Source organism: Affinirhizobium helianthi (genome assembly GCF_042680945.1).
Taxonomy (GTDB): Bacteria; Pseudomonadota; Alphaproteobacteria; order Rhizobiales; family Rhizobiaceae; genus Neorhizobium; species Neorhizobium helianthi.
In genome coordinates this window covers 39632-61370 of sequence record NZ_JBHUEQ010000026.1, presented here as the reverse complement: position 1 = coordinate 61370, position 21739 = coordinate 39632, and the positions used below count along the sequence as shown (strand labels likewise).

18 protein-coding genes are annotated in these 21739 nt (G+C 58.7%); 8 read left to right on the top strand and 10 right to left on the bottom strand.

Translation table 11 applies throughout. The features are described 5' to 3' along the window. The first annotated feature begins 306 nt into the window (after positions 1-306). The gene (gene cysG / locus ACFSE1_RS14740; protein WP_377402919.1) at positions 307-1818 is read left to right on the top strand and encodes a siroheme synthase CysG; all 1512 of its coding nucleotides are present in this window, start codon (positions 307-309) and stop codon (positions 1816-1818) included. A gap of 2 nt (positions 1819-1820) precedes the next feature. Here cysG and malQ read toward each other — a convergent pair whose 3' ends face one another. The 3 genes from malQ to ACFSE1_RS14725 form a co-directional block, all read right to left on the bottom strand. Beyond that, the gene (malQ, locus tag ACFSE1_RS14735) at positions 1821-3686 is read right to left on the bottom strand and encodes a 4-alpha-glucanotransferase (protein WP_377402917.1); all 1866 of its coding nucleotides are present in this window, start codon (positions 3684-3686) and stop codon (positions 1821-1823) included. After that, positions 3679-5448 carry a malto-oligosyltrehalose trehalohydrolase gene (gene treZ, locus ACFSE1_RS14730; protein ID WP_377402915.1) on the bottom strand — a complete coding sequence of 590 codons (1770 nt, stop codon included), beginning with the start codon at positions 5446-5448 and terminating at the stop codon, positions 3679-3681. The genes malQ and treZ overlap by 8 nt, the downstream gene beginning before the upstream one ends. A 345-nt stretch (positions 5449-5793) precedes the next feature. After that, positions 5794-7140, bottom strand: coding sequence for an MFS transporter (locus tag ACFSE1_RS14725; protein WP_377402913.1), 1347 nt, complete (start codon positions 7138-7140; stop codon positions 5794-5796). 338 nt (positions 7141-7478) lie between these two features. On the opposite strand from ACFSE1_RS14725, the gene cyoA reads away from it, so the two are divergent. The 6 genes from cyoA (at position 7479) to ACFSE1_RS14695 (ending at position 12761) form a co-directional block, all read left to right on the top strand. After that, positions 7479-8615 carry a ubiquinol oxidase subunit II gene (gene cyoA / locus ACFSE1_RS14720; RefSeq protein WP_377402911.1) on the top strand — a complete coding sequence of 379 codons (1137 nt, stop codon included), beginning with the start codon at positions 7479-7481 and terminating at the stop codon, positions 8613-8615. A 32-nt stretch (positions 8616-8647) separates the two neighbouring features. Further along, the gene (gene cyoB / locus ACFSE1_RS14715; RefSeq protein WP_377402909.1) at positions 8648-10654 is read left to right on the top strand and encodes a cytochrome o ubiquinol oxidase subunit I; all 2007 of its coding nucleotides are present in this window, start codon (positions 8648-8650) and stop codon (positions 10652-10654) included. Positions 10655-10659: 5 nt separating this feature from the next. Then, on the top strand, positions 10660-11280 hold the full coding sequence (gene cyoC / locus ACFSE1_RS14710) for a cytochrome o ubiquinol oxidase subunit III (RefSeq protein WP_377402907.1): 621 nt from the start codon (positions 10660-10662) through the stop codon (positions 11278-11280). Further along, a complete protein-coding gene (cyoD, locus tag ACFSE1_RS14705; RefSeq protein WP_377402905.1) occupies positions 11277-11684 on the top strand; it encodes a cytochrome o ubiquinol oxidase subunit IV in 408 nt (135 codons plus the stop codon). Before cyoC ends, cyoD begins: the two co-directional genes overlap by 4 nt. A 122-nt stretch (positions 11685-11806) precedes the next feature. Next, positions 11807-12529 (top strand): SURF1 family protein, encoded by a 723-nt coding sequence (locus ACFSE1_RS14700; RefSeq protein ID WP_377402903.1) that lies wholly within the window; start codon positions 11807-11809, stop codon positions 12527-12529. Between the two features lie 58 nt (positions 12530-12587). Next, the gene (locus ACFSE1_RS14695; protein WP_377402901.1) at positions 12588-12761 is read left to right on the top strand and encodes a hypothetical protein; all 174 of its coding nucleotides are present in this window, start codon (positions 12588-12590) and stop codon (positions 12759-12761) included. Positions 12762-12797: 36 nt separating this feature from the next. Here the strand turns inward: ACFSE1_RS14695 and ACFSE1_RS14690 are convergent, their stop codons facing one another. The 7 genes from ACFSE1_RS14690 to ACFSE1_RS14660 form a co-directional block, all read right to left on the bottom strand. Then, a complete protein-coding gene (locus ACFSE1_RS14690; protein WP_377402899.1) occupies positions 12798-15134 on the bottom strand; it encodes a Wzz/FepE/Etk N-terminal domain-containing protein in 2337 nt (778 codons plus the stop codon). Positions 15135-15176: 42 nt separating this feature from the next. Then, positions 15177-16142, bottom strand: coding sequence for a glycosyltransferase family 2 protein (locus tag ACFSE1_RS14685; RefSeq protein WP_377402897.1), 966 nt, complete (start codon positions 16140-16142; stop codon positions 15177-15179). After that, positions 16139-17068: a glycosyltransferase family 2 protein gene (locus ACFSE1_RS14680; protein WP_377402896.1), complete on the bottom strand. Its 930-nt coding sequence runs from the start codon at positions 17066-17068 to the stop codon at positions 16139-16141. Before ACFSE1_RS14680 ends, ACFSE1_RS14685 begins: the two co-directional genes overlap by 4 nt. Then, on the bottom strand, positions 17065-18084 hold the full coding sequence (locus tag ACFSE1_RS14675; protein WP_377402895.1) for a glycosyltransferase family 2 protein: 1020 nt from the start codon (positions 18082-18084) through the stop codon (positions 17065-17067). Before ACFSE1_RS14675 ends, ACFSE1_RS14680 begins: the two co-directional genes overlap by 4 nt. Further along, on the bottom strand, positions 18085-19221 hold the full coding sequence (locus ACFSE1_RS14670) for a glycosyltransferase (protein ID WP_377403323.1): 1137 nt from the start codon (positions 19219-19221) through the stop codon (positions 18085-18087). Positions 19222-19343: 122 nt separating this feature from the next. Then, positions 19344-20120 (bottom strand): endo-1,3-1,4-beta-glycanase ExoK, encoded by a 777-nt coding sequence (gene exoK, locus ACFSE1_RS14665; RefSeq protein ID WP_377402893.1) that lies wholly within the window; start codon positions 20118-20120, stop codon positions 19344-19346. A gap of 6 nt (positions 20121-20126) precedes the next feature. Continuing rightward, entirely contained in the window at positions 20127-21260 is a 1134-nt protein-coding gene (locus ACFSE1_RS14660; protein WP_377402891.1) for an acyltransferase family protein, read from the bottom strand. A 59-nt stretch (positions 21261-21319) separates the two neighbouring features. Here ACFSE1_RS14660 and ACFSE1_RS14655 point away from each other — a divergent pair, with 59 nt between their 5' ends. After that, on the top strand, positions 21320-21580 hold the full coding sequence (locus tag ACFSE1_RS14655) for a hypothetical protein (RefSeq protein WP_377402889.1): 261 nt from the start codon (positions 21320-21322) through the stop codon (positions 21578-21580). Positions 21581-21739: the final 159 nt, after the last annotated feature.

The window sequence follows — 21739 nt, the reverse complement described above, 5'->3', positions numbered from 1 at the left end:
TTAATCGTTTAAGCGGTAGCCGCTAACCCTGTCCTTGTCGAGAGATTTCTGGATGAACCGGATGATACAAGCAGGCACCGAGGTTTCCGGCTGCCCCAAAACGCCTGGATGAAGCTGCATCGAAAGACGCTGTTTTTCCATGAACCGCAGGGTTTTTGCAGTATTATTCCTTGCGGGAGAAGGCCAGCAGATGGCAATACCAAGGAAATGATGGGCTCCACCACACGCTGGACCGGAACGAGACCCTCGACCTGAACGACACCAATGAGAGCCGTAGGGCAGTATGGTCTGCCTGGAGACTGATGAATGGAAGCCTTGCATCCCATGCGCAGTGACAGCAAGCGAGCCACGCCGGGCCGGATGGAACCCCTGGCCAAGCTGCCGGTGTTCTTTGCTCTTGACGGAAAGCGGGTCGTTCTCGCTGGCGGGTCGGAAGGTGCGGCCTGGAAGGCAGAGCTTCTGGTGGCCTGTGGTGCGCAGGTTGATCTCTACTGTCCTGAAGAAGAGCTTTCGGAAACCTTTGTCCGTATGCTGGAGGAAGATCGGGCCAAGGCGGAGCCAGCCTTCCGGCATCACGATCATCCCTGGCATATCGGCATCTTTCAGAATGCAGCCATGGCGCTTGGCGATTGCGAGACGGATGAGGAGGCCCGGGCCTTCTATTGCGCAGCCAAGGCGGCTGGCGTGCCGGTGAATGTGATCGACAAACCAGCTTTCTGCGAATTTCAGTTCGGCTCCATCGTCAACCGTTCGCCGGTCGTGATCGCCATTTCCACCGATGGCGCAGCACCGATCCTCGCACAGGCCATCCGGCGCCGGATCGAAACCTTGTTGCCCCCTACGCTGAAGGCATGGGCGCAAATTGCGCAAGCCATTCGGGAAAGCATCAACCAGCGCCTGAAACCCGGCACCGAGCGCCGAACCTTCTGGGAGCGCTTTGTCGACCGGGTGTTCCGCGAAGCACCCGCCGAAGAAACCCCGGACCAGCTGATCGCAGAAGCCCAGAAGATTGCGAATACGCAAGGCGTTCAGACCGGACAGGGCCGTGTGACCCTGGTGGGCGCAGGCCCCGGCGATGCTGAACTCCTGACGCTGAAGGCCGTGCGCGCGCTTCAGGCCGCCGATGTCATTCTCTTCGATGATCTTGTATCGGCCGATGTGCTGGAGCTTGCCCGTCGCGAAGCCAAGCGCATGCTGGTTGGCAAGCGCGGAGGCCGCGAAAGCTGCAAGCAGGAAGATATCAATGCCACGATGATCTCGCTTGCGAAATCGGGCAAGCGCGTCGTTCGCCTCAAATCGGGCGACCCCATGATCTTCGGGCGGGCCGGTGAGGAAATCGAAAGCCTGCAGCGCGAAGGCATCACCGTAGATGTGGTTCCCGGTGTCACCGCGGCAACGGCCATGGCTGCGCGTCTTGGCGCATCCCTCACCCATCGGGATCATGCGCAATCGGTACGTTTCGTCACGGGCCATTCCCGCAAGGGTGAGCTGCCTGCCGATCTGGACTGGGCGAAACTGGCAGACGCCTCCGTCACCACGATCTTCTACATGGGCGGGCGGACTGCTGCCGCCATTGCCGACAAGCTGACCGGGCATGGAATGCCAGCCTCGACACCAGCAGTGATCGTCAGTTCGATTGCCCGGGAAGAAGAGCGCCGCTGGGTGGGACAGCTCGGCGACATGCCAACTGCCATGGCCGCAATCGGTTACGAAAATCCCGTGCTGCTGGGCATTGGCGACGCCTTCATCAAAGCGCGAACCGATTTTCAGGTGACGGAGGAGCCTGCAACGCCGCAGGCTGACCTTCGCCAGGCCTGAGATCAGACTGCAGCACCCCGTTCATCCTGAAGGGCACGAACCACGCGCTTGAGGAGCGGAAGCTCCGGCAACTCGTCTAGACCTGCCGAAAGCTTGGTTTTCCAGTTCGGGTGGCTGTCGCTGGTGCCGGGAATATTGGTTGGCTCTGTTTCCCTGGTCAGATCCGCAAGCCGCACGGAGAGAAGCAGGCTGGGTGTGCGCGCCAGAAAGCGATGCAGGCTGACGATCAGATCGTCCATCACCGCATCGTCAGGCTCGGTTTCATCCGGGTCGGGCGCGGGCAGATCTTCCGCTTCAAGAATGCGAACAAGATCTTCACGCTCGCCCGGCCGTGCCTCCAGGTCCTTGCGGGCAAGCTTCTTCGAAACCAGATCGTGGTCGATCCGCGCCTGCACATCGGCCCCCGCCCACCAGCCGCCAAGGGTCTGGTGGTCATGGGTGGAAACGCAGGCCAAAGCCAGCGCCGGATAATCTTCCGCCGGAATGAAGCCCCGGGCATCCCGCTCATAGGAGAAAATGCGATAGGAGAGGATGCGCGCCGCCGCCAGATCCTCCTTCAACTCGCCCGGCAGATTGCCGAGATCTTCGCCGATGACAAGGCAGTGATGGTGATGCGACGCCTGTTCCAGCACGCGCAGCAGCTCCTCCCTGGGATAATCCACATAGGCTCCGTCCGACGGTGTGTCATCGAAGGGGATCAGGAACAGACGGCTGAGCGCTGCGGCGTGGTCGATACGGATGGCACCGGCATATTGCATCGCCGCGTCGAGCATCCGGCGGTAGGGAGACGTTTCCCCTTGCGCAATCCGGTCTGGCAGGAACGCCGCAAGGCGCCAATCCTGCCCAGTCGTGGCCCATGGATCGGGAGGCCCGCCAATACTGGCGGACGACACATAGATATCCGGCTCGCTCCAGGTGGCGGAGCCATCCAGCGCCTCGCCAACCGCAAGATCGAGATAAAGACCGATGCGAAGCCCAGCTGCCCTGGCAGCTTCCGCCGCTTGCATCAGTTGAAGATGGGCCACCCATTGCAGCCAGACATGAAAATCAACCTCTTCGAGCCTGGAGCGGGCAAATTCCTCAACCGCCGGACTGTCTGGACTTTGAAGCTCGTCCGGCCAGTTCCGCCAGCCTGTACTGCCATCGCGCTCTGCCATGGCGAAAGAAATGGCCTCGAAAAGCGCATGCAGATGCAGCGATCGTCCGCCCTTTTCGCGAAATTCCTCAAAATCCTCAGGCAAAAAACCCTCTTGCGGCGCAGCGCCCTTTCGCCAGCGCTTCCAGAGGCCCTGCAGGGCCTCCAGTTTCAGTTCTGCAAGCGCCACATAATCGATCCGCGTCTTGTTGCGCAGCGTGGCGGCCCGCTTCTCCACGGCCTCGTCAGCTTCAAATCCGGGTATGCGATCCACCGCAATGTATAGCGGATTGAGCCAGCGGCGGTTGGACGGCTCATAGGGGCTGCAACGGGCGGGATCGGCCAGGAAGGGCGCATGCAACGGGTTCAGGCCGATGAAATCAGCGCCCCATTGACCGGCAAGCGCTGCGATGGACTCCAGATCGCCAAAATCGCCAATCCCCCAGTTCCGTTCAGAACGCAGTTCATAGAGTTGAAGCGAGAGGCCCCAGACGCGCTCCTTCGACAAAATCTGCGGCAGGAAACACACTGGCCCATGTGGAAGGTCTTCGCCATCGACCGTCACGTTCAGCGCCGCCAGAAGCTTTCGCTTGGTTTCCTGCGTGATGGGCACTTCGGAACCGTCAGCTTCCGGCCTTGTCGGCGCAATGCCGTGAAGCCTTGCCAGCCTGTCCAAGGGCGAGGGATGAGGGTCAAGCGGCTTCTTTTTCCGGCTGTTCTCTGCCTTAGCCATGGGCAATACTCCAGACAACAGACCAGGGCTGGATCTCTCCTGCCTCGCAGCTGCCGAGTTCGAAAATCAAATCGCCAGAGAGGGGAGATGCTGACCCTGTCGCATCGGAAAGATTGGCAAGAAGCCTCAGACGCGCTTGCAAAAAAGCCCATTCCACCTGAACGATGGACCCATTCGCCTCAAAGCGCGCAGGCCCGCTGACACCGGCCTTCAAAAGCGGAACGATCTTCTCCCGCCGCACCCTCAAGAGATCGGTATAGCTGTGCAGCATGTCGATGCCGGGTTTTTCAAGAAGGCGCGACCAATCCAGCTTTGCCTTTTCGAAGGTTTCCCGTGCCGTCGGGTCAGGCAGATCTTGCGCATCGAAGCCCGGCAAACGTGAAAGCTCCTCCCGCCGTCCTTTGCGCACCTTCTCGTTCAACTCCTCGTTAAAATCGCAGAAGAAGGGGAATGGCTGATCCGCCCCCCACTCCTCTCCCATGAAAAGCATGGGAAGCTGCGGCGCCAGAAGATAAACGGCGGCAATAGCCTGCATGCGGCGCGCCGGCTGGGATGAGATCATGCGGTCGCCAAGCGCGCGGTTGCCGATCTGATCGTGGTTCTGCATGAAGGAGATAAAGGCTGTCGGCGGAAGATGGGCGCTAGGCTTGCCGCGCCTCTCCCCCCGATATTCCATCATCTCACCCTGAAAAACGAAGCCTTCTGCCAGCGCCTTGCCAAGCTTGGCAGGATCATCCGCGTAATCCTTGTAATAGCCGAACTGTTCCTGCGTGGCGGCAATGTGCAGAACGTGGTGGATATCGTCGTTCCACTGCGCCGTGTAATAGAGCGGGCGTCCGCTCTCGTCACGCGCCAGAAGGTCGCTGTTATTGTCTTCATTCTCCACCACCAGATGGATCTGCCGCTCCCCCACGGAGGCGCGAACGCGGCGCGCAAGTTCCTTGAGAAGATGTTCGCGGCTATCGTCCTTGATGGCATGCACCGCATCGAGCCGAAGACCGTCAAAATGGAAATCGCGTACCCAGTAAATGGCGTTTTCAATCATGAAATCGCGAACCGGCCTGTTGTTCTCGCCATCGTAATTGATGCCGTTGCCCCACGGTGTCTTGTGATCCTCGGTGAACAAGGGGGCATAGACTGGCAGGTAATTCCCGTCAGGTCCGAAGTGATTATAGACGACATCGAGAAAGACGCAGAGGCCACGCTCATGCGCTGCATCGATCAACGCCATCAGATCTTCCGGGCGTCCATAGGAACTTTCCGGCGCATAGGGCATGACACCGTCATAGCCCCAGCCATATTGTCCGGGAAAATCGCTGACCGGCATGATTTGCAGGGCAGTGACACCCAGCGACGCCAAATGATCCAGATGCTCGATTGCCGCCCTGAATGTGCCGCCAGGGGTGAAGGCACCGATATGCATTTCATAGAACACAAGCTCTTCGCTGGGCCGACCTTTCCAGCCCCCATCTCGCCAGTCATAGGCCGAGGGGTCGAACACTTCGCTCGGTCCATGCACATCGTCCGGCTGAAAGCGTGAAGCAGGATCCGGCACCTGCATGCCATCTGGCAGGATGAAGCTGTAGCGCGTGCCACTGCCCACCCCCACCACATCGCAGGTGAACCAGCCCTGTGCGCCGGGCTCCATCTCGATGGGCGCATCGCCTTCGATCTTGAGCTGAAGCCGGTCGCTTTTCGGAGACCAGAAACGAAAGGTGGTTTCGGAGGATTTGACGACAGGACCAAATGAAAAATCGGACAAGAGAGCGCCTTTGCGTTCGGGGACCGAGCCATTAACTCGGACCGCGACGTAAAGGTTTCCTCGGCTCCTCCTGTAAATGCGAAAGACAGGGTTAAGGGCCGGGCCATCTCCTGAGGATACCGGCCCTCATGTCAGAAAGCGCCATCTCAAGCACGTTGCGGCTTATCCGCGTCATGCAACGTGCTTTAACTTCTTGTTTTCACGCATGTCGTTATCGCAAAACCGCTGCACACTTTTGCGCGACATGCTTTCGCCCTGCGTCAGACACGGGTCCCGGCCTTGCGCATACAGAAAGGCCGCGGACAAAAGCCCGCGGCCTCGGAAAGATCGCCCGGCTTGCCGGGTTTAGCGGTCGACTGGCGCCTGATGCTCGGAACTGTCCAGAATGCGGCTGAGAGTCAGCGCCGCAAAGGTGCAGATCGCGCCAGAGATCAGATAGCCGCCGATGAAGATGATCCCGAACTCGGTCGCAAGCCCAAGCGCAACCAGAGGCGCGAAGCCCGCGCCGACCAGCCAGGCCAGATCGGATGTGAGTGCCGAACCCGTATAGCGATAGGTCGTGGTGAAGCGCGACGATACAGCACCGGACGCCTGCCCGAAGGAAAGGCCGAGGATGGCAAAGCCGATGATGATGAAGGCATCCTGACCCTTGCCCCCTGCATCGAGCAGGAAGGGTGCCGAGAAGCTGAAGATCGCGATGATCACGGCGCCGATCATCAACTGGCGGCGACGTCCGATCCGGTCGGCGATGGCACCGGAAACGACCACCGAGCCGATACCGACAAAGGCCCCCAGGATCTGGACGAAGAGGAATTCCCCAGCCGACTGACCGCCTTTCAGCGTTACCCAGCTGAGCGGGAAGATGGTGACCAGATGGAACATCGCAAAACTTGCCAGCGGTGCGAAGGCACCCAGCAAAATGTCGCGACCATGCACCCTGACCGTTTCAACAACGGATTTCGGCTGAAGCTCAAGGCTCTCGAACAACTCACCGAACTCGCGGCTGGCCACGATGCGCAAACGGGCAAACAGGGCAACCACGTTGATGGCAAAGGCCACGAAGAAGGGATAACGCCAGCCCCAGGTGAGGAAATCCTGATCCGAAAGGCTGGAATAGAAATAGCCAAAGAGGGCACTGGCCAGCGCAAAGCCGATCGGCGCACCCAGCTGCGGCACCATGGCCCACCAGCCACGCTCGGATTTCGGCGCGTTCAAGGCCAGCAATGACGCCATGCCATCCCACGCACCGCCGAGCGCAAAGCCCTGACCGAGACGGAACAGCGCCAGGAAGAGAACGGACCATATGCCTATGGTCTCATATCCCGGCAGAAAGGCCATGGAAACGGTGGAGCCACCGAGGATGAACAGCGCAATGGTGAGCTTTGTGCCACGCCCATAGGTGCGGTCGATCCAGATGAAAACCAGAGAGCCGATGGGGCGCGCCAGGAAGGCGAGCGAGAAGACGGCAAAGGAATACAGCGTCGCCGTGACGGGATCAGCCACAAAGGAAAACACCAGCCGCGGGAAAACCAGAACGGAGGCGATGCCATAGACGAAGAAATCGAAGAACTCCGACATGCGACCAATGATCACACCGATTGCAATGCTACCGGGAGATAGCGGCTTGTCATCGTGCATCTGGCGCGCGTCGCGCTCGAACTCAGCGGATGTCGGATGACCGGCTAAAGACATGTATGCAATCCTCCTATGCGGCGAATGGTCGCCTCCCCGACAGAGAGGATGATGCAAATTCGGCACATATCAAGTGTGCTTTTGCCATCCACGGTAAATTTGTGCTTTATAATGCACTTCACGAGCCTGAGTTTCCGCCTATCTTGCAGGTTGCAGAGGGTATCAAGAAACCTTTGGCAAAGCCTCGTCGAGTATGATCGAGGGTATTGCGCCTTGGATCCGGGGGGTCTATTGCGCCGCACTATTCGTTTTTCCGCACTGCGACGAAAGACCTCATAGAGAGCTTCGCCTCAGTGCTTTAGTCGCAAGTAGACAAAACGCAAATTTCGAACCGAAAGATGCCACGGTTAATGGAACTCATTCGCCGGCTTAGTGCCCTCACCCTGCTGCTAGCCCTTTCGGGCTGCAATCTCGTGGTCATGTCACCCTCGGGTGACATTGCCGTTCAGCAACGCGACCTCATCATCGTTTCGGTGGTGTTGATGCTGCTGATCATCATCCCGGTCATCTGCCTTACGCTTTATTTTGCGTGGCATTACCGGCGCTCCAACATCAATGCCAAGTACGATCCTGAATGGCATCACTCCACGCGTCTGGAAGTGGTCATCTGGTCGGCCCCCCTGGCAATCATCATTGCGCTGGGCGCGGTAACCTGGGTCAGCACCCATAAGCTGGATCCCTACCGCCCGCTCGACCGCATCGATGCCGAGCGCCCGATCACCCCGGAGATCAAGCCGATCACCATCGAAGTGGTGGCGCTCGACTGGAAGTGGCTGTTCCTTTATCCGGAACAGGGCATTGCCACGGTGAATGAGATCGCCGCCCCCATCGACACGCCGATCGAGTTCAAGATCACCGGCTCGACCGTGATGAACTCCTTCTACATTCCCGCACTTGCGGGACAGATCTATGCCATGCCGGGAATGCAGACCAAGCTGCATGCCGTCATGAACAAGGAAGGCGTCTATGAGGGCTTCTCCGCCAACTACAGCGGCGATGGCTTCTCCGGCATGCGCTTCAAGTTCCACGGCATGTCCAACGATGCGTTCGGACAATGGGTCGCACAGGTGAAGAACCGGGGATCCGCCCTCAACCGCGACACGTATCTTAAGCTTGAGCGTCCGAGCACACGCGTTCCTGTGACGTATTACTCGAGCGTCGAAAAGGGTCTCTTCAATGCGATCCTTCATCTCTGCGTAAGACCCGGCCAGATGTGCACCAGCGAAATGATGCAGATCGACATGATGGGCGGCGCAGGAAAGGACAGCGAAGAGAACCGCAAGCGCCTCGAATACGATACGCGCTGGAACGTCGATGCGGGCGCAGGTGCGACTTTCCCGGCCACCGGCCATGGTGCCAAGGAGCCGGCGCAAGCCGAAGGCGTGAACGCGCCAGCCGAAGCGACCGAGGGACATGACGGCCATAATGGCCAGAGCGTGGCCCCCGATCAGCTCAACACAACACCGAAGCCTTGAACGGCCGGCTGGACAGGTAATTGGAAGCTGCCATGTTTACGAACACAAACCTGATGGAATTCATTTTCGGACGGTTATCATGGGATTCTCTTGCATTCACCCATGAACCGATCCTTTTGGTGACCTTCATCGCAGTCATCCTGGGCGGCCTCGCCGTCGTGGGCGCCATCTCCTATTTCCGCCTCTGGGGCTATCTCTGGAACGAGTGGTTCACCAGCGTCGACCACAAGAAGATCGGCATCATGTATGTCATCCTCTCGCTGGTCATGCTGATGCGCGGCTTTGCCGATGCGGTCATGATGCGCACACAGCAGGCAGTGGCCTTCGGTGCGAATGAGGGCTATCTGCCACCACACCATTACGACCAGATCTTCACGGCCCATGGCGTGATCATGATCTTCTTCTTCGCCATGCCTTTGGTGACGGGTATCATGAACTATGTCGTGCCGCTGCAGATCGGCGCACGCGACGTCTCCTTCCCCTTCCTGAACAACTTCTCGTTCTGGATGACCACAGCTGGTGCGATCATCATCATGATCTCGCTCTTCGTGGGTGAATTTGCGCGCACCGGCTGGCTGGCCTATCCGCCGCTGTCTGGAGCGGATTATTCGCCGGGCGTGGGTGTCGATTACTATATCTGGGGACTACAGGTCGCCGGTGTCGGAACAACGCTTTCAGGCATCAACCTGATTGCGACCATCGTTAAGATGCGTGCACCGGGCATGACCATGATGAAGATGCCCATCTTCACCTGGACTTCGCTCTGCACCAACGTTCTGATCGTGGCCTCGTTCCCGATCCTGACGGCTACCCTCGTTCTCCTGACCCTTGACCGCTACGTTGGCACGAACTTCTTCACCAACGACCTCGGCGGCAATCCGATGATGTATGTGAACCTCATCTGGATCTGGGGCCATCCGGAAGTCTACATCCTCATTCTTCCGGCCTTCGGCATCTTCTCCGAAATCGTATCGACCTTCTCCGGCAAGCGCCTGTTCGGCTATGCCTCGATGGTCTATGCAACGGTCGTCATCACCATTCTTTCCTACCTGGTATGGCTGCACCACTTCTTCACCATGGGCTCCGGCGCCAGCGTGAATGCCTTCTTCGGCATCACGACCATGATCATTTCGATCCCCACGGGCGCGAAGATGTTCAACTGGCTCTTCACCATGTATCGCGGCCGCATTCGCTACGAAGTGCCGATGTACTGGACGGTCGGCTTCATGGTCACCTTCGTCATCGGCGGCATGACCGGCGTCATGCTTGCCATTCCTCCGGCAGACTTCGTACTGCACAACTCGCTGTTCCTGATCGCGCACTTCCATAACGTGATCATCGGCGGCGTGGTGTTCGGCCTGCTGGCGGGCATCAACTTCTGGTTCCCCAAGGCATTCGGCTACAAGCTCGATCCGTTCTGGGGCAAGATGTCCTTCTGGTTCTGGCTGATCGGCTTCTACTTCGCCTTCATGCCGCTCTACGTGCTGGGCCTGATGGGCGTGACCCGCCGCGTGAACCATTTCGAAGATGCCTCACTCCAGATCTGGTTCGTGATTGCAGCCTTCGGCGCCTTCCTGATCGCACTGGGCATTGCCTCGTTCGTCATCCAGCTTGTCGTCAGCTTCTTCAAGCGCGAACAGCTGCGCGACACGACGGGCGATCCGTGGGATGGCCGCACGCTGGAATGGTCAACCTCGTCTCCGCCGCCGGAATACAACTTCGCGTTCACGCCGGTGGTCCATGACCATGACAGCTGGTACGACATGAAGAGCCGTGGCTATGTGCGTCCGCTGGAAGGTTTCAAGCCGATCCACATGCCGAAGAACACCGGCACGGGCGTCATTCTGTCGGCCTTCAGCATTACGCTTGCCTTCGGTCTGATCTGGTACATGTGGTGGCTGGCAGCTCTGTCTTTCCTCGCCATCATGGTGGTGTCGATCGTACATACCTTCAACTACAAGCGCGATTACTACATCCCGGCTGAAACCGTGGTTGCCACGGAAGATGCACGGACCAAGCAGCTTGCGGAACAGGCCTGATAACCATGAGTAACACCCAAGCCGTCTCGGCCGAAAAGCCGGAATTCTACCTGACCGAGGAACATCATCCGGAAAACAGCACTTTGCTGGGCTTCTGGATCTACCTCATGAGCGACTGCCTGATGTTCGCAGTGCTCTTTGCAACCTATGCCGTTCTCGGCCGCAGCTATGCGGCCGGGCCATCTCCCGCCGATCTCTTCGACCTGAACCTCGTGGCAATCAACACCGCCATGCTGCTGTTCTCCTCCATCACCTATGGCTTTGCCATGCTGCGGATGGAAAAGGGCGACAAGAGCGGCACCCTGATGTGGCTGGGTCTGACAGGTCTTTTCGGTCTCGCCTTCCTCGGCATTGAACTCTACGAGTTCCACCACCTTATCGAACTGGGTGCCACGCCGCAGCGCTCTGCCTTCCTGTCGGCCTTCTTCACGCTGGTTGGAACGCACGGGCTGCACGTCACGTTCGGCTGTATCTGGCTCGTCACCCTGATGGTCCAGGTGGCCAAGCACGGACTGATCGAAGCCAATCGCCGCCGCCTGATGTGCCTTTCCATGTTCTGGCACTTCCTGGACGTGGTCTGGATCGGCGTCTTCTCCCTCGTCTACCTGATCGGAGTCCTCGGATGAGCTCGAACCCTCACGCGCCAGCGCACGAAAGCGCTCACAACACGCATCATGGGCACAGCCACGGGCACGAGGCGGCTCATGGCAGCTTCAAGAGCTATATGACCGGCTTCATTCTGTCGGTCATCCTGACGGCGATTCCCTTCTGGCTGGTCATGGGCGACGTGCTGAGCAGCAAGGTCGCAACGGCAATTGCCATCATGGGCCTGGGAGCAGTGCAGATCGTGGTTCACATGATCTACTTCCTGCACATGAACTCAAAGTCCGAAGGCGGCTGGACCATGCTGGCACTGATCTTCACGATCATCATCGTGGTTATCGCGCTCACCGGCTCGCTCTGGGTCATGCATCATCTGAACACAAACATGATGCCGATGAACCCGGAAATGATGATGAACATGCCCTAACGTTTGTCAGGGAAAAGTGGAATCCGGTTTTCCCGAAAAGACAAACGAAACCAGCTGGCCTGTCGGTCTGTCTGCTCATTTACGACCATGACAGACCCTGACGGGCAGAAAAGAGACTGACAATGAACGAGGCTCGCCCCACCCCTGCAAAGCGCCATACCGTTTTTGCGGCGGCCATGGCGGGCCTCGTTCTCGTTTTCCTAAGCCTCGGCACCTGGCAGGTGCAGCGGCTTGTCTGGAAACTGGATCTGATCGCGCGCGTGGATGCCCGCGTTCATGCAGATCCAGTTGCCGCCCCGATGCCCGATGCCTGGCCAGCGATCAATCAGGCCAGTGACGAATACAGGCGAGTCACAGTGAGCGGCAGGTTCCTGAACGACAAGGAAGCGCTGGTTCAGGCGGTCACCGATCGCGGACCGGGTTTCTGGGTGATGACACCTCTCGTCACGACAGAGGGCGCGACAATCCTTGTCAATCGCGGCTATGTCCCACCTGCAAGACGCGCACCTTCGAGCCGGTCCGAAGCACAACCGTCCGGCACGGTGCAAGTCACCGGCCTGCTTCGCCTGAGCGAACCCAGCGGTGGTTTCCTGCGGTCGAACGATCCTGCCGGTGACAAGTGGTATTCCCGCGACATTGACGCCATCGCCAAAAGCCGTCAACTTCAGAACGTCGCTCCCTATTTCATCGATGCAGACGCAACAGCCAATCCGGGCGGCTTTCCGGTCGGCGGCCTGACGGTCGTTCACTTCCGCAACAGCCACCTCGTTTACGCTCTGACATGGTATGCGCTGGCCGCAATGTCGGCATTCGCGGTCTATTTTCTGCTTCGCCGCAAAGCCTGATGAAACTCTCGTTCCCGGTTCCGGTTAGTCTGCTGAATGAAGCAAATGGCGAGACGTTATGATCAAACCCGAAGACGACCCGATCACAAATCCTGAAGACAGCGCTCCAGCGGGGCGCCGCAAGCAGAAGGCCGGTCGTAACATCGTGACGTTCTTCATCATCTACGCCGTCGGGGCCTTCAGCATGTATCTCTTCATTGTTCTCTACGGTGCGATCTCTTCGTCGAACTGAAAAAACCAGCGGCGAGAAGCCGCTGACGGCTGGGGATCACAGCGCGGCCGGTTCGTCGGCCCGATAGGGCGTACCGCTCATGCGGAAACGCTCCGGCGCACCGGCTTCGGCAAATTTCGGCAATTCGTCCATGTCCGTCTTGTTCAGGATGACGCCCGCAACCTTGGACGAGATGGTGATTTCCGTTTCCAACAGGTTCTGGACCAGCTTCACGGGCGTTTCACCCCATTCCACCACCATCAGATAGCTATCGACATGCGGCGCGAAGGCCTTCGCGTCGATAGCAGGAACCAGGGGCGCTAGATCGACCACGACATAGTCGAAGCGACCGTTGACGGTCTCCATCAGCCGGCCCATGTCCGGGGAAGCCAGAAGGTCGCTCGTGTGCGGCATGGCCTTGTTGCGTGAGGCGATAGGCAGAATTGCCAGTTTGGCGGCAGCATCGAGCGTGATGGCGCTGGTCCAGGGCGCTTCGCCGCGTAGAACCTCCATCAGTCCGTTGGGCGGCTCCGTGCCGAGCACGCCGCTTGATGCGCGATTATAGCTGTCGGCATCGATCAACAAAGTGCGCTTGTTCATCGCGCTGAGGAGGATCGCAAGATTGGCGGCGACAACCGACTTTCCTTCGCTGGGAAGCGCCGATACCACGCCGATCACGCGGCAGGCGCGGTTGGGCGTCGCCTGATCGCAGGCAAGCTTCGCGTTGCGCAGCGTCTCGGCAAAACCGGATCGCGGATAGTCGGCTGCGACGCGCATCAGTTTGCGGGTGAACTCATCCGTCACGGAAGGATCGACCGGCAGAGATACCTGCGGCAGGGTGTTCTCCTCGCCCTCGGCTTTCTTCGGCGCGGCACCTGCCCGCTTGATTAGTGGCAAATAGCCCAGAAAGCGCTGTCCCAGACGGCTGCGCACATCCTGCCCCAGACGGAAACCGCGTTCCTGCAGTTCCAGCACGGCGGCAATGCCGCCACCGGCAAAAAGGCCGAGCACGACGGCAAGCGCCATGGTCAATGTCTTCTTCGGGTTGGAAGGAGCGCTCGGGATTCCGGCAGAGGAAATCACGCGCGCCTTTGCAATCGGGAAAGATTGTTGCTGCGACGCCTGCTCGAAGCGGTTGAGATAGGACTGGTAGAGCTGTTTCAGCGAATCCGCTCTCTGCTCAAGTTCACGAAGCTGGATGAGAGACACATTGGCCTCGGAATTGCGGCCAGCCAATGTGTCAATGCTGTTGCGAAGCGAGGTTTCACGCGAGTTCGCCACATCGAATTCATTCTTGAAGCCCGCCGTCATCTGCTGCAATTCGCGGTAGATCTGCTGGGCAATATCCGCCTTCTGGGTTTCCAGAAGCTTGGCCTGGGGATGGTCCGGGCCATATTGATCAATAATCGACCGTTCACGCTCATTCGCAGCCTGGTAACGGCGGCGCAGTTCCTGGATGACGGAATTGTCCGTCTCCTTGGAGGACACGACGGCATTGTTGACGGCAGCTTCCGGCCCCTGATCGACGATTGCCTTATATTGATGGTAGCGCGCCGCGGCAGTTGCCGAATCGGCCTGCGCCACGATCAACTGGCTGGTCAGGTCTGCGAGTTGCTGGGAGGAAAGCAGTTCGCCCCGCGGCGAGATCAGGTTGTTCTTGATCTTGTACTGCTCAACGGCCATGGCCGCTTCCTGCGAACGCTTGTTGAGATCGGCCATGCGCTGCTGCAACCAGTTCGAAGCCCGTTCGGTCGCCTCGAAATTCGCGTTCAACTGTTCGGACACATAAGCATCGGCATAGGCCTTGGCGATCTGTGCCGCCAGAAGCGGCTCCGGCGCCTGCACCGAAAGATTGATGACCGAGCTTCTGCCTTCCCGATCCGCACTGAGAACCCTTTGCAGCATGGCCGCTGCCTTTTCCCGGCGTCCATTCGCCTCATCCTGGGCCGAGGCCGGAGGCTTGGCTGGCTTTAACAGGCCAATGATGCTCTTGACCGAACTCTTGACAAGCCCGATGGGCGACTGTGGCGGATCGACGAACTGCTCGTTATCGGCAAGCTTCATCTGATCGACGACGCGAAGAGCAAGCGCCTTCGATTTCATGATCTCCACGGCGCTGGCAATCCGGTTGTCGATCTGCTGCGCTGTCTGTGGATTTTCCTCCTGCTCCGCATAGCGCGACAGATTATCGTCGATCAGGATCTGCGTTGCAGCCGTATAGGTCGGGGGCGTCATGAACAGGAAAAGCCCCGCCAGGATGACCGCAGCAACAACGCACAGAATGATCAGGCGGGTACGCCGCATGATGGCGGAAAACAGCCGGTCCAGATCGATGAATGCATCCGCATCGCGGCTGGACGTCTGGAACGTCGAACGAAGGTTGATGTGATCCATCAGTCTATCCTTTCTTCACCCGCTCAAGGGGCGAAGGAATGTTCACGACGAAGCTCGTCCGGCGGGGCCGGCAAAGTTCATGAGACGGCGCATACGAGCCGCAATCGGCATCTTCAGATGGCGCACTGCCCTGGGTTGGGCAATCGCCACGCGAAGGCACCCGGCAACCGAGCCGCGCTTTATCTCCTCCACCAAAGCAAGAAACGCACCAGCCTCCTTCAAGCTCCTGCTGCGGCGCTTTTGCGCCTGCAATGCCTGCGGATCGAGATCGTAACGGGTCACGAAACGTCGATCCCCCTCGATCATCGCCTCCACATGCTTCGGCTCCAGCACACGGGAAATCGAACCCTCGCGAATGTGGTAGACATAGCCCGGCTTCGGCTCGATGGCGCAGCGGCCACCCGAAGCCAGTGCACAAGCCAGCAGCAGATAATCCTCCCCGATCCGCAACCCTTCATCGAAGCGCAGCGCATGGCGGTTCAGAAATTCCCGCTCGAACATCGGCTTCATGTAGCCGAAATTATAGGTCGATTTGAAAATCACATTGGAATCGATGAAATCTGCCAGGCTCATCGCCGGCATCTGCTGCAGATTACGCTCTGCAAACATGGTGACGGCAGGCTCTCCCGGCTTCAGCACCCGCAAATTATCGACAACAATCTGCGCATCCATGCGCCCGGCCGCCGCAATCATCGCGGTCGAACGCTCTGGCAATATCTCATCGTCGGAATCGAGAACGGCAATCCAGCGGCCAAGTGCCGCCTCGATGCCGAGATTTCTTGCTGCTGCCGGGCCACCATTGACCTGCCGTTCGATCAGGCGAACGCGCGGATCGCCGAAATAGCGCACCAGCTCCGCCGTGCCATCGGTGGATTTGTCGTCCACGACAACGACCTCAACCGCAAGGCCGGTCTGCGCAAGCGCGCTGTCGATGGCACGCCCAATGGTTTCACGCGCATTATAGGCAGCGATGACAAAGCTGACATCGGGTGCGGCGGTATCCCTCATGCGGCCTCCATGGAACCGTATTGGCGAATTTCACGCTGCCCCAAAAGACCGCTCAGCACACCCATGTGAAGCGCGGCCCGCAGCTGGTAGCTACGGCGTTTGATGGGCGACAAGACCAGCAGCACCGCCGCCACGGCGCAGAAACCTGCCTTCATGGTTGCCAGCCCCAGTTGCGGAATGCGGGCAAGGCCGGAATGCCGCTCGCCAAGAATACGGCCATGCGTCTGGCCAGAACGGAAACGGCGCTTCAACAGCCAGGTGAAGCTTTCGCGCTTGCGTGATACCGGCTCCGTCAATTCCGCTTTCTTGGCAAAGGCGATGTGCCCCCCGCAATCGGTCACCTGCGTAAAGAAATGGGTATCCTCGCCACCGCTCTGGCCAAGCGACAGTTCGAAACGGCGACCGCGCACATGCGGCGACCGCATGTCCAGCAGAACATTGCAGGTATAGCCGGTTCGAATTTTTGCCCCCACCCAGACGGGGCGGGTGGAATGGAAATCGCCTTCCCTCATCCAGCCCGGAGCGCCCTCGCCGTAAATGGCCTTGACCGGCCCTAGAACCGCATCGGCACGGGTCGCCAACGCGGTGGCCAGAAGTTCATCCAGCCACTGCGCAGGTGCAATCTCATCGTCATCGATAAAGGCCAGAAAATCGCCCTTGCTGGCTGAAAGGCAGGCATTGCGCGCGATTGAAATGTTCGACTTCGGGCAATGCACGTAAAGTATGGGAAACGGCGAGCGCGGGCGCAAGCTCTCCACCAGAGCCTGCGCTGTCGGCTCGGCATCATTGTCTGCGACGATCAGGGTCACGCGAACACCTGCCGGAACGACCTGCCGGAACAGTGAAAGCAGAGTTGCCTCCAGTTCTGGCCGACGAAACGTGCAGATGCCCACATCCACATGCAAAACCGATTGATCCCAGGTCATGCAGAAACCCTCCTCTGGCGGCCCGAAACAAGTTCGAGCCAGAAGCCTGCCGACCAGGCGGCATGCATGATCATGGCGGATATGGCAGCAACTGGCCCCAGCGCATTCTTCTGCGAGATCGCAATCCAGAGACCATAGGCAAGGCATGCAAAGGCCCATAGCGCCAGCGGCAAAAGCGCAATCCAGTGAAAGACACTCAGAAGGGCGAACAGGATCATGGGCGCAACGACCAGGGGCAGTGCCTGACGAAGCTTTGGCCGTGCCTTGTGCTTCAAAAGATTGCGCGCACGTCCACGCCCGTAGCCCAGATACTGGCGAAACAGCGGGTATGGCGCCGACCTCGGATAGTAAATCATGAAGGTTTTCGCGGTCATCCAGATCCTGAAGCCCGCCTTGCCGAGACGGAAATCAAGCTCCGCGTCCTCATTATGGGTGAAAGCCGGATCATAGCCACCAACAGCGCGGAAGGCGGCAATCCGCATCAAGGCGTGGTGTCCGTGGTCAATCCAGTGCCCGGACGCACCGTCACGATGCTTTGATCCGCCATTGCCGAGCTTGGAATTCTGCGCCACGGCGGTGGCCTTCTGGAAAAGACCGAAGCCAACCGTCTTCATGCCGACAACAACGGAATCCGCGCCGGTATCCACGGCCTCCTGCAGAAGCGTCTGGCAATAATCCTCCGGGTAATCGCCATGCGCGTCGATGCGGATGAGGTAGTCCCGTCCATGCCCGAATTGCTTCACAGCAAGATTGACCGCAGCACTCTGGATGCGGTCGGGATTATGCAACAATATGACACCTGCAACCTGTTCAGCCACGCGGGAAACGATGGCTTGCGTGCCATCGGTGCTGCCTCCGTCCGCCACAACGATCAGCATGTCGTGATTGCCACGGCTGGCCGCCAGCTTCATCAGAAGCGGTTCGATATGGCGTGCCTCGTTCAGGCATGGAATGATCACCAGCACTTTCATCTCAGGCAGGATCGGCATCTCAGGCAGGATAGGCGACGACATCATTTATCCTTCCGATTGCAGTTGCGACGAAACAGCCAGACCCGGAGTGTTTCCAACATTGGGCGTAAGTGCTGACAATTGGCGCGTCAGCGCCTGGCATTCATTGCCTGCCACCATCCATTGCGAGGCCTCGCTCTGCCGAAGCTGATCCATCAAGGTGAGATAATATTGTGGCGTCAGATTGAAGAAGCGCGTCGTGAGGCTGTCGGGATCCGCGTGATCCAGTAGAAGCCCCATGCCACGGCGCTTCAGGAAGCGCCCTGTTTCCGTGGATGAGAGCGCAATGGGGATGGCCCCATGAAGCGAGCCTTCATACAGGCGGTTGGGCAAGAGCCATTCCGAATTCAGCCCTTCCTCAAAGAAATCGATGGCCCAGACAAACTGAACCTCGCGATAGATATCGGCCAGATCCTCCGGGTTTTTGTAGGCACCGTGGAAGCTGACATGGGGACTGCGGGCAACCATGCCTTCAAAATCGGAAAACTCATGCGGTGAGACGCGCCCGCGAATGACAACTTCGACACGGCCCTCCATCTCCTCGGCAAAGCGGGACAGAATCTCGAAGGATTTGCGGCACCGAATGGCACCGAACCAGCCGATCCGCCACGGCTCGCCCTGCATGGGCATACGTGGTTGCGGAGGCCAGGAAGCACCTGCCCCCTCCAGCGCCAGAACCTTGTTTTCCAACAGCAGAACCGGCAAATCGAGCCCGGACAGCGGCTTGAAATAGTTCTCGACAAAGGCCGGAGAACTGGTTGCCAGCAAGGAGGCATGACGAGCAAACCGCGCTTCAGCGGCGCGCAGCACCCTCCCCTTCATGCCTTGATCCAGAAGCAATCTGTGAATGTCGAGGCATTCATAGACCACCGGCAGGCGACCGCCGAAATGCCCTGATGCTGCGCCGCTCAGGGCCAGCATTTCCAGATTTCGTGCGATCACGACATCTGGCCGCTTCAATCCGGCCAGCAATCGGGAAAGAGCAAGTCGCGCCTTGATCACGGCAGAGACACGCTGGGCCAGCCTGCCATCGGCCGTATGCCCAAGCACGATGGTCTTTACCCCTTCAAGATCGGACAGTCCGTTGCGCTCGCGCTGGAATCCAGCCACGCACACCTCGGCACCGCCCGCCAGAAGCATCATCACCCGTCGCCGGATTGCCGGATCGGAAAGATCGTGGGCGAGGTATAAAACGTTTAACGTCACGTCATCCAACTCCTTGGTACCGGCCTTGTCAGCCATTGATGATCGGGCGATCTGCGTCTTCAGTTCGTGGCGCAGGTGACAGACTCTGGAAACAGGCATTTCTCACCGGGGGCGGTGTAGGCGATGCGGTCCACTTCCATCCGGTTCGGCCCCTTGTAGGCAAAGGCACCCATCCAGTCCTTCAGGGTATCGCTGCCCCAGAGGCTGGCGAAAATCTTCTGCGGATGTTGTGGGATCTTGGCAGGATCAGTGACTTCATGAACCAGCCGGCCATTCAGGTAATAGCGGAGCCGGTCCTTTTGCCAGACGAAGGCATAGTCGTTGAACTTCCGGTCGGCACCGCCCTCCACCGGCACGAGCTTTTCATTGCCGCCCTTGCCGCCGATATACTGGTTGACCTGGACCTGCCCCTCATTCTTGCCGAGAACCTCGAAGTCGATCTCGTCATGCGGCTGCTTGTCTGTTTCGCCGATATAGCTGAAGAAGGCCGAATTGAAGCCGGAGCCGGACGCCGCCTTCATGCGCGCCTCATAGGTGCCGTAACCGTAGCGCTTGCGGGTCTGGATCTCGCCGCAGGCATAGGCGCGGTCCTTCATCTGCCGCTCTTCGAAGCCGAGAATGAGCCTGCCGCCTTCCACCCGCACCAGATCCTTCGACCAGGTGCAGTTCTGGTGGCCGCCATTGTTCCAGCCATCGGACACAAACCATTGCTTCATATCGAGGCTATCGAAGTTCTCAACGAAAGAGGCGCCGGTTTCCTGCGCCTGCACAGATGCGCAGGATGCGATGAGCAGTGTGGCAGTGCGGAGCGCGAGGGCCTTCAAATTGCAGTTCATGGTGTTTCACCTCGTTTCCTGGCTTGCGGAAGCCGGACGGCTTGCCGTTGTTTCATGCGAGCGGATGGGCTGTTTCACGCGCTTGCCCCGGCTGCCGGTCAGGACATCGTAAAGAGCGGGTATGCGCTGCTTCACCATCTGATGGCTGGCAAAAATGACGCCGAACGTGATGAGAACGGCACCGACATAAAAAAGCGGATAGAGCGAGGCATCCGCATAGCGGTTCCAGAACATCCACAACACCACGAGCAGCGGGTAATGGGCGCAGAAGGTCCAGAAACTCAGCGTTCCGGTTCTGGCAAGTGCTTGTCCGGGCCGGGTTCTGACGAGAGGCGCAGACAATATCCAGACCAGAAGTGCGCCTGCGACGGCCAGCAGATTGCGCGAAACATGCAGGCCCGTGGGATAATCCGGCCCCTGCTTCAGAAGACCGAGCGACAGCGCAAAGGAAGTGGCCAGAAGCACGGCAAGCGCAATGGGCGCATAGCGATCCAGCATCTTCACATCGACCTTGTGGATCGCGACCGCGATGCCAAGCGTGAAGCTGAAGAGAATGGAGTTCTTCAGGAAAATCATCGTATCGAGCGAGGGAAAGACCGCGAAGGCGAAGAAGACGCCAAGGGTCATGGCGGGTGCCTTGCGCACCAGAAAGACGAGGACGGGCGACAAGAGGATGCAGAGAATGAGATCCCGCAGGAAATAAAGCGGCAGATTCACCGGATAATCGGAAAAGGCGAAGGCATAGTTCAGCCAATCCCAGGCCCCGGCGTGCCAGAGATCGGGAAAATAACCGATGCCCATTCCAAGGCGTTGAACCGCCAGAACGAACAGGATCAACAGGAAATTCCACAGCATGAAGGGCAACAGGACAGTGCGGCTCTTGGAACTCAGAACACGTCCGTAATCGAAGCTCTCATATCCCTTCTGGAACAGAAGATAGCCGGAGATCGCGCTGAGGCAGGGGACGCCAATGCGAAACAGGCTCTCCCCCAGATACACTCTCAGCCAGTCGAACGGCCCGTCCGGCCCGACAAAAGGGCTGGCGTCGGCATCATAGGGCACGTGCACGAACACAATCCCACAGATCAGCAATAGGCGCATCAAGTTGATACGGGAGGATATGTTCTGGTCGACAGTCATACCATAATCCCTGTTTTTCGGGCTGCGCCTCCCTTGCAGCCCACACCTGACAGAGCGGCATGGCCACTCGCGAAGAGCAAAAGCATGGCTTTTCCATTCGAACAAAATGTGGCGGTGCAGCAAAAACTCAAGTTCGCATCGGCACAAACATGTCACATTATCGGATTTGTTCCAGCAAAATCTGTTTAAGAATCGGCTTTCATCAAGCCTTTTCAGCCCAAGAGACGAAAGCCGCCCTCATCGCAAAAGGCGCATCAAAAGATGTGGGCAAGGGAGAAAAATGCCGCGCCAACCTTCCCCGCATGAGGCCATCCCACTGATTTTCCTGATCGCGAAACCGTGATTGGGGCTGAAATGGGGCAAACCGGCCGCCTCACCGGAAGGCCGGGAAAACTTCAATTTCGGTATCAAATGGGGAAAGTGCTGCCCTGCGCAGGACTTGCACCGGAGCCTGTCCATTTCGAACAGGGTCTTGCCGC

Bases quoted from the DNA above. Each gene is read 5' to 3' on its own strand.
- cysG (WP_377402919.1), top strand. From the start codon at position 307: ATGGAAGCCTTGCATCCCATGCGCAGTGACAGCAAGCGAGCCACGCCG.
- malQ (WP_377402917.1), bottom strand. From the start codon at position 3,686: ATGGCTAAGGCAGAGAACAGCCGGAAAAAGAAGCCGCTTGACCCTCAT.
- ACFSE1_RS14725 (WP_377402913.1), bottom strand. From the start codon at position 7,140: ATGTCTTTAGCCGGTCATCCGACATCCGCTGAGTTCGAGCGCGACGCG.
- cyoA (WP_377402911.1), top strand. From the start codon at position 7,479: ATGCCACGGTTAATGGAACTCATTCGCCGGCTTAGTGCCCTCACCCTG.
- cyoB (WP_377402909.1), top strand. From the start codon at position 8,648: ATGTTTACGAACACAAACCTGATGGAATTCATTTTCGGACGGTTATCA.
- cyoC (WP_377402907.1), top strand. From the start codon at position 10,660: ATGAGTAACACCCAAGCCGTCTCGGCCGAAAAGCCGGAATTCTACCTG.
- cyoD (WP_377402905.1), top strand. From the start codon at position 11,277: ATGAGCTCGAACCCTCACGCGCCAGCGCACGAAAGCGCTCACAACACG.
- ACFSE1_RS14700 (WP_377402903.1), top strand. From the start codon at position 11,807: ATGAACGAGGCTCGCCCCACCCCTGCAAAGCGCCATACCGTTTTTGCG.
- ACFSE1_RS14695 (WP_377402901.1), top strand. From the start codon at position 12,588: ATGATCAAACCCGAAGACGACCCGATCACAAATCCTGAAGACAGCGCT.
- ACFSE1_RS14690 (WP_377402899.1), bottom strand. From the start codon at position 15,134: ATGGATCACATCAACCTTCGTTCGACGTTCCAGACGTCCAGCCGCGAT.
- ACFSE1_RS14685 (WP_377402897.1), bottom strand. From the start codon at position 16,142: ATGAGGGATACCGCCGCACCCGATGTCAGCTTTGTCATCGCTGCCTAT.
- ACFSE1_RS14680 (WP_377402896.1), bottom strand. From the start codon at position 17,068: ATGACCTGGGATCAATCGGTTTTGCATGTGGATGTGGGCATCTGCACG.
- ACFSE1_RS14675 (WP_377402895.1), bottom strand. From the start codon at position 18,084: ATGATGTCGTCGCCTATCCTGCCTGAGATGCCGATCCTGCCTGAGATG.
- ACFSE1_RS14670 (WP_377403323.1), bottom strand. From the start codon at position 19,221: ATGATGCTTCTGGCGGGCGGTGCCGAGGTGTGCGTGGCTGGATTCCAG.
- exoK (WP_377402893.1), bottom strand. From the start codon at position 20,120: ATGAACTGCAATTTGAAGGCCCTCGCGCTCCGCACTGCCACACTGCTC.
- ACFSE1_RS14660 (WP_377402891.1), bottom strand. From the start codon at position 21,260: ATGACTGTCGACCAGAACATATCCTCCCGTATCAACTTGATGCGCCTA.
- ACFSE1_RS14655 (WP_377402889.1), top strand. From the start codon at position 21,320: ATGGCCACTCGCGAAGAGCAAAAGCATGGCTTTTCCATTCGAACAAAA.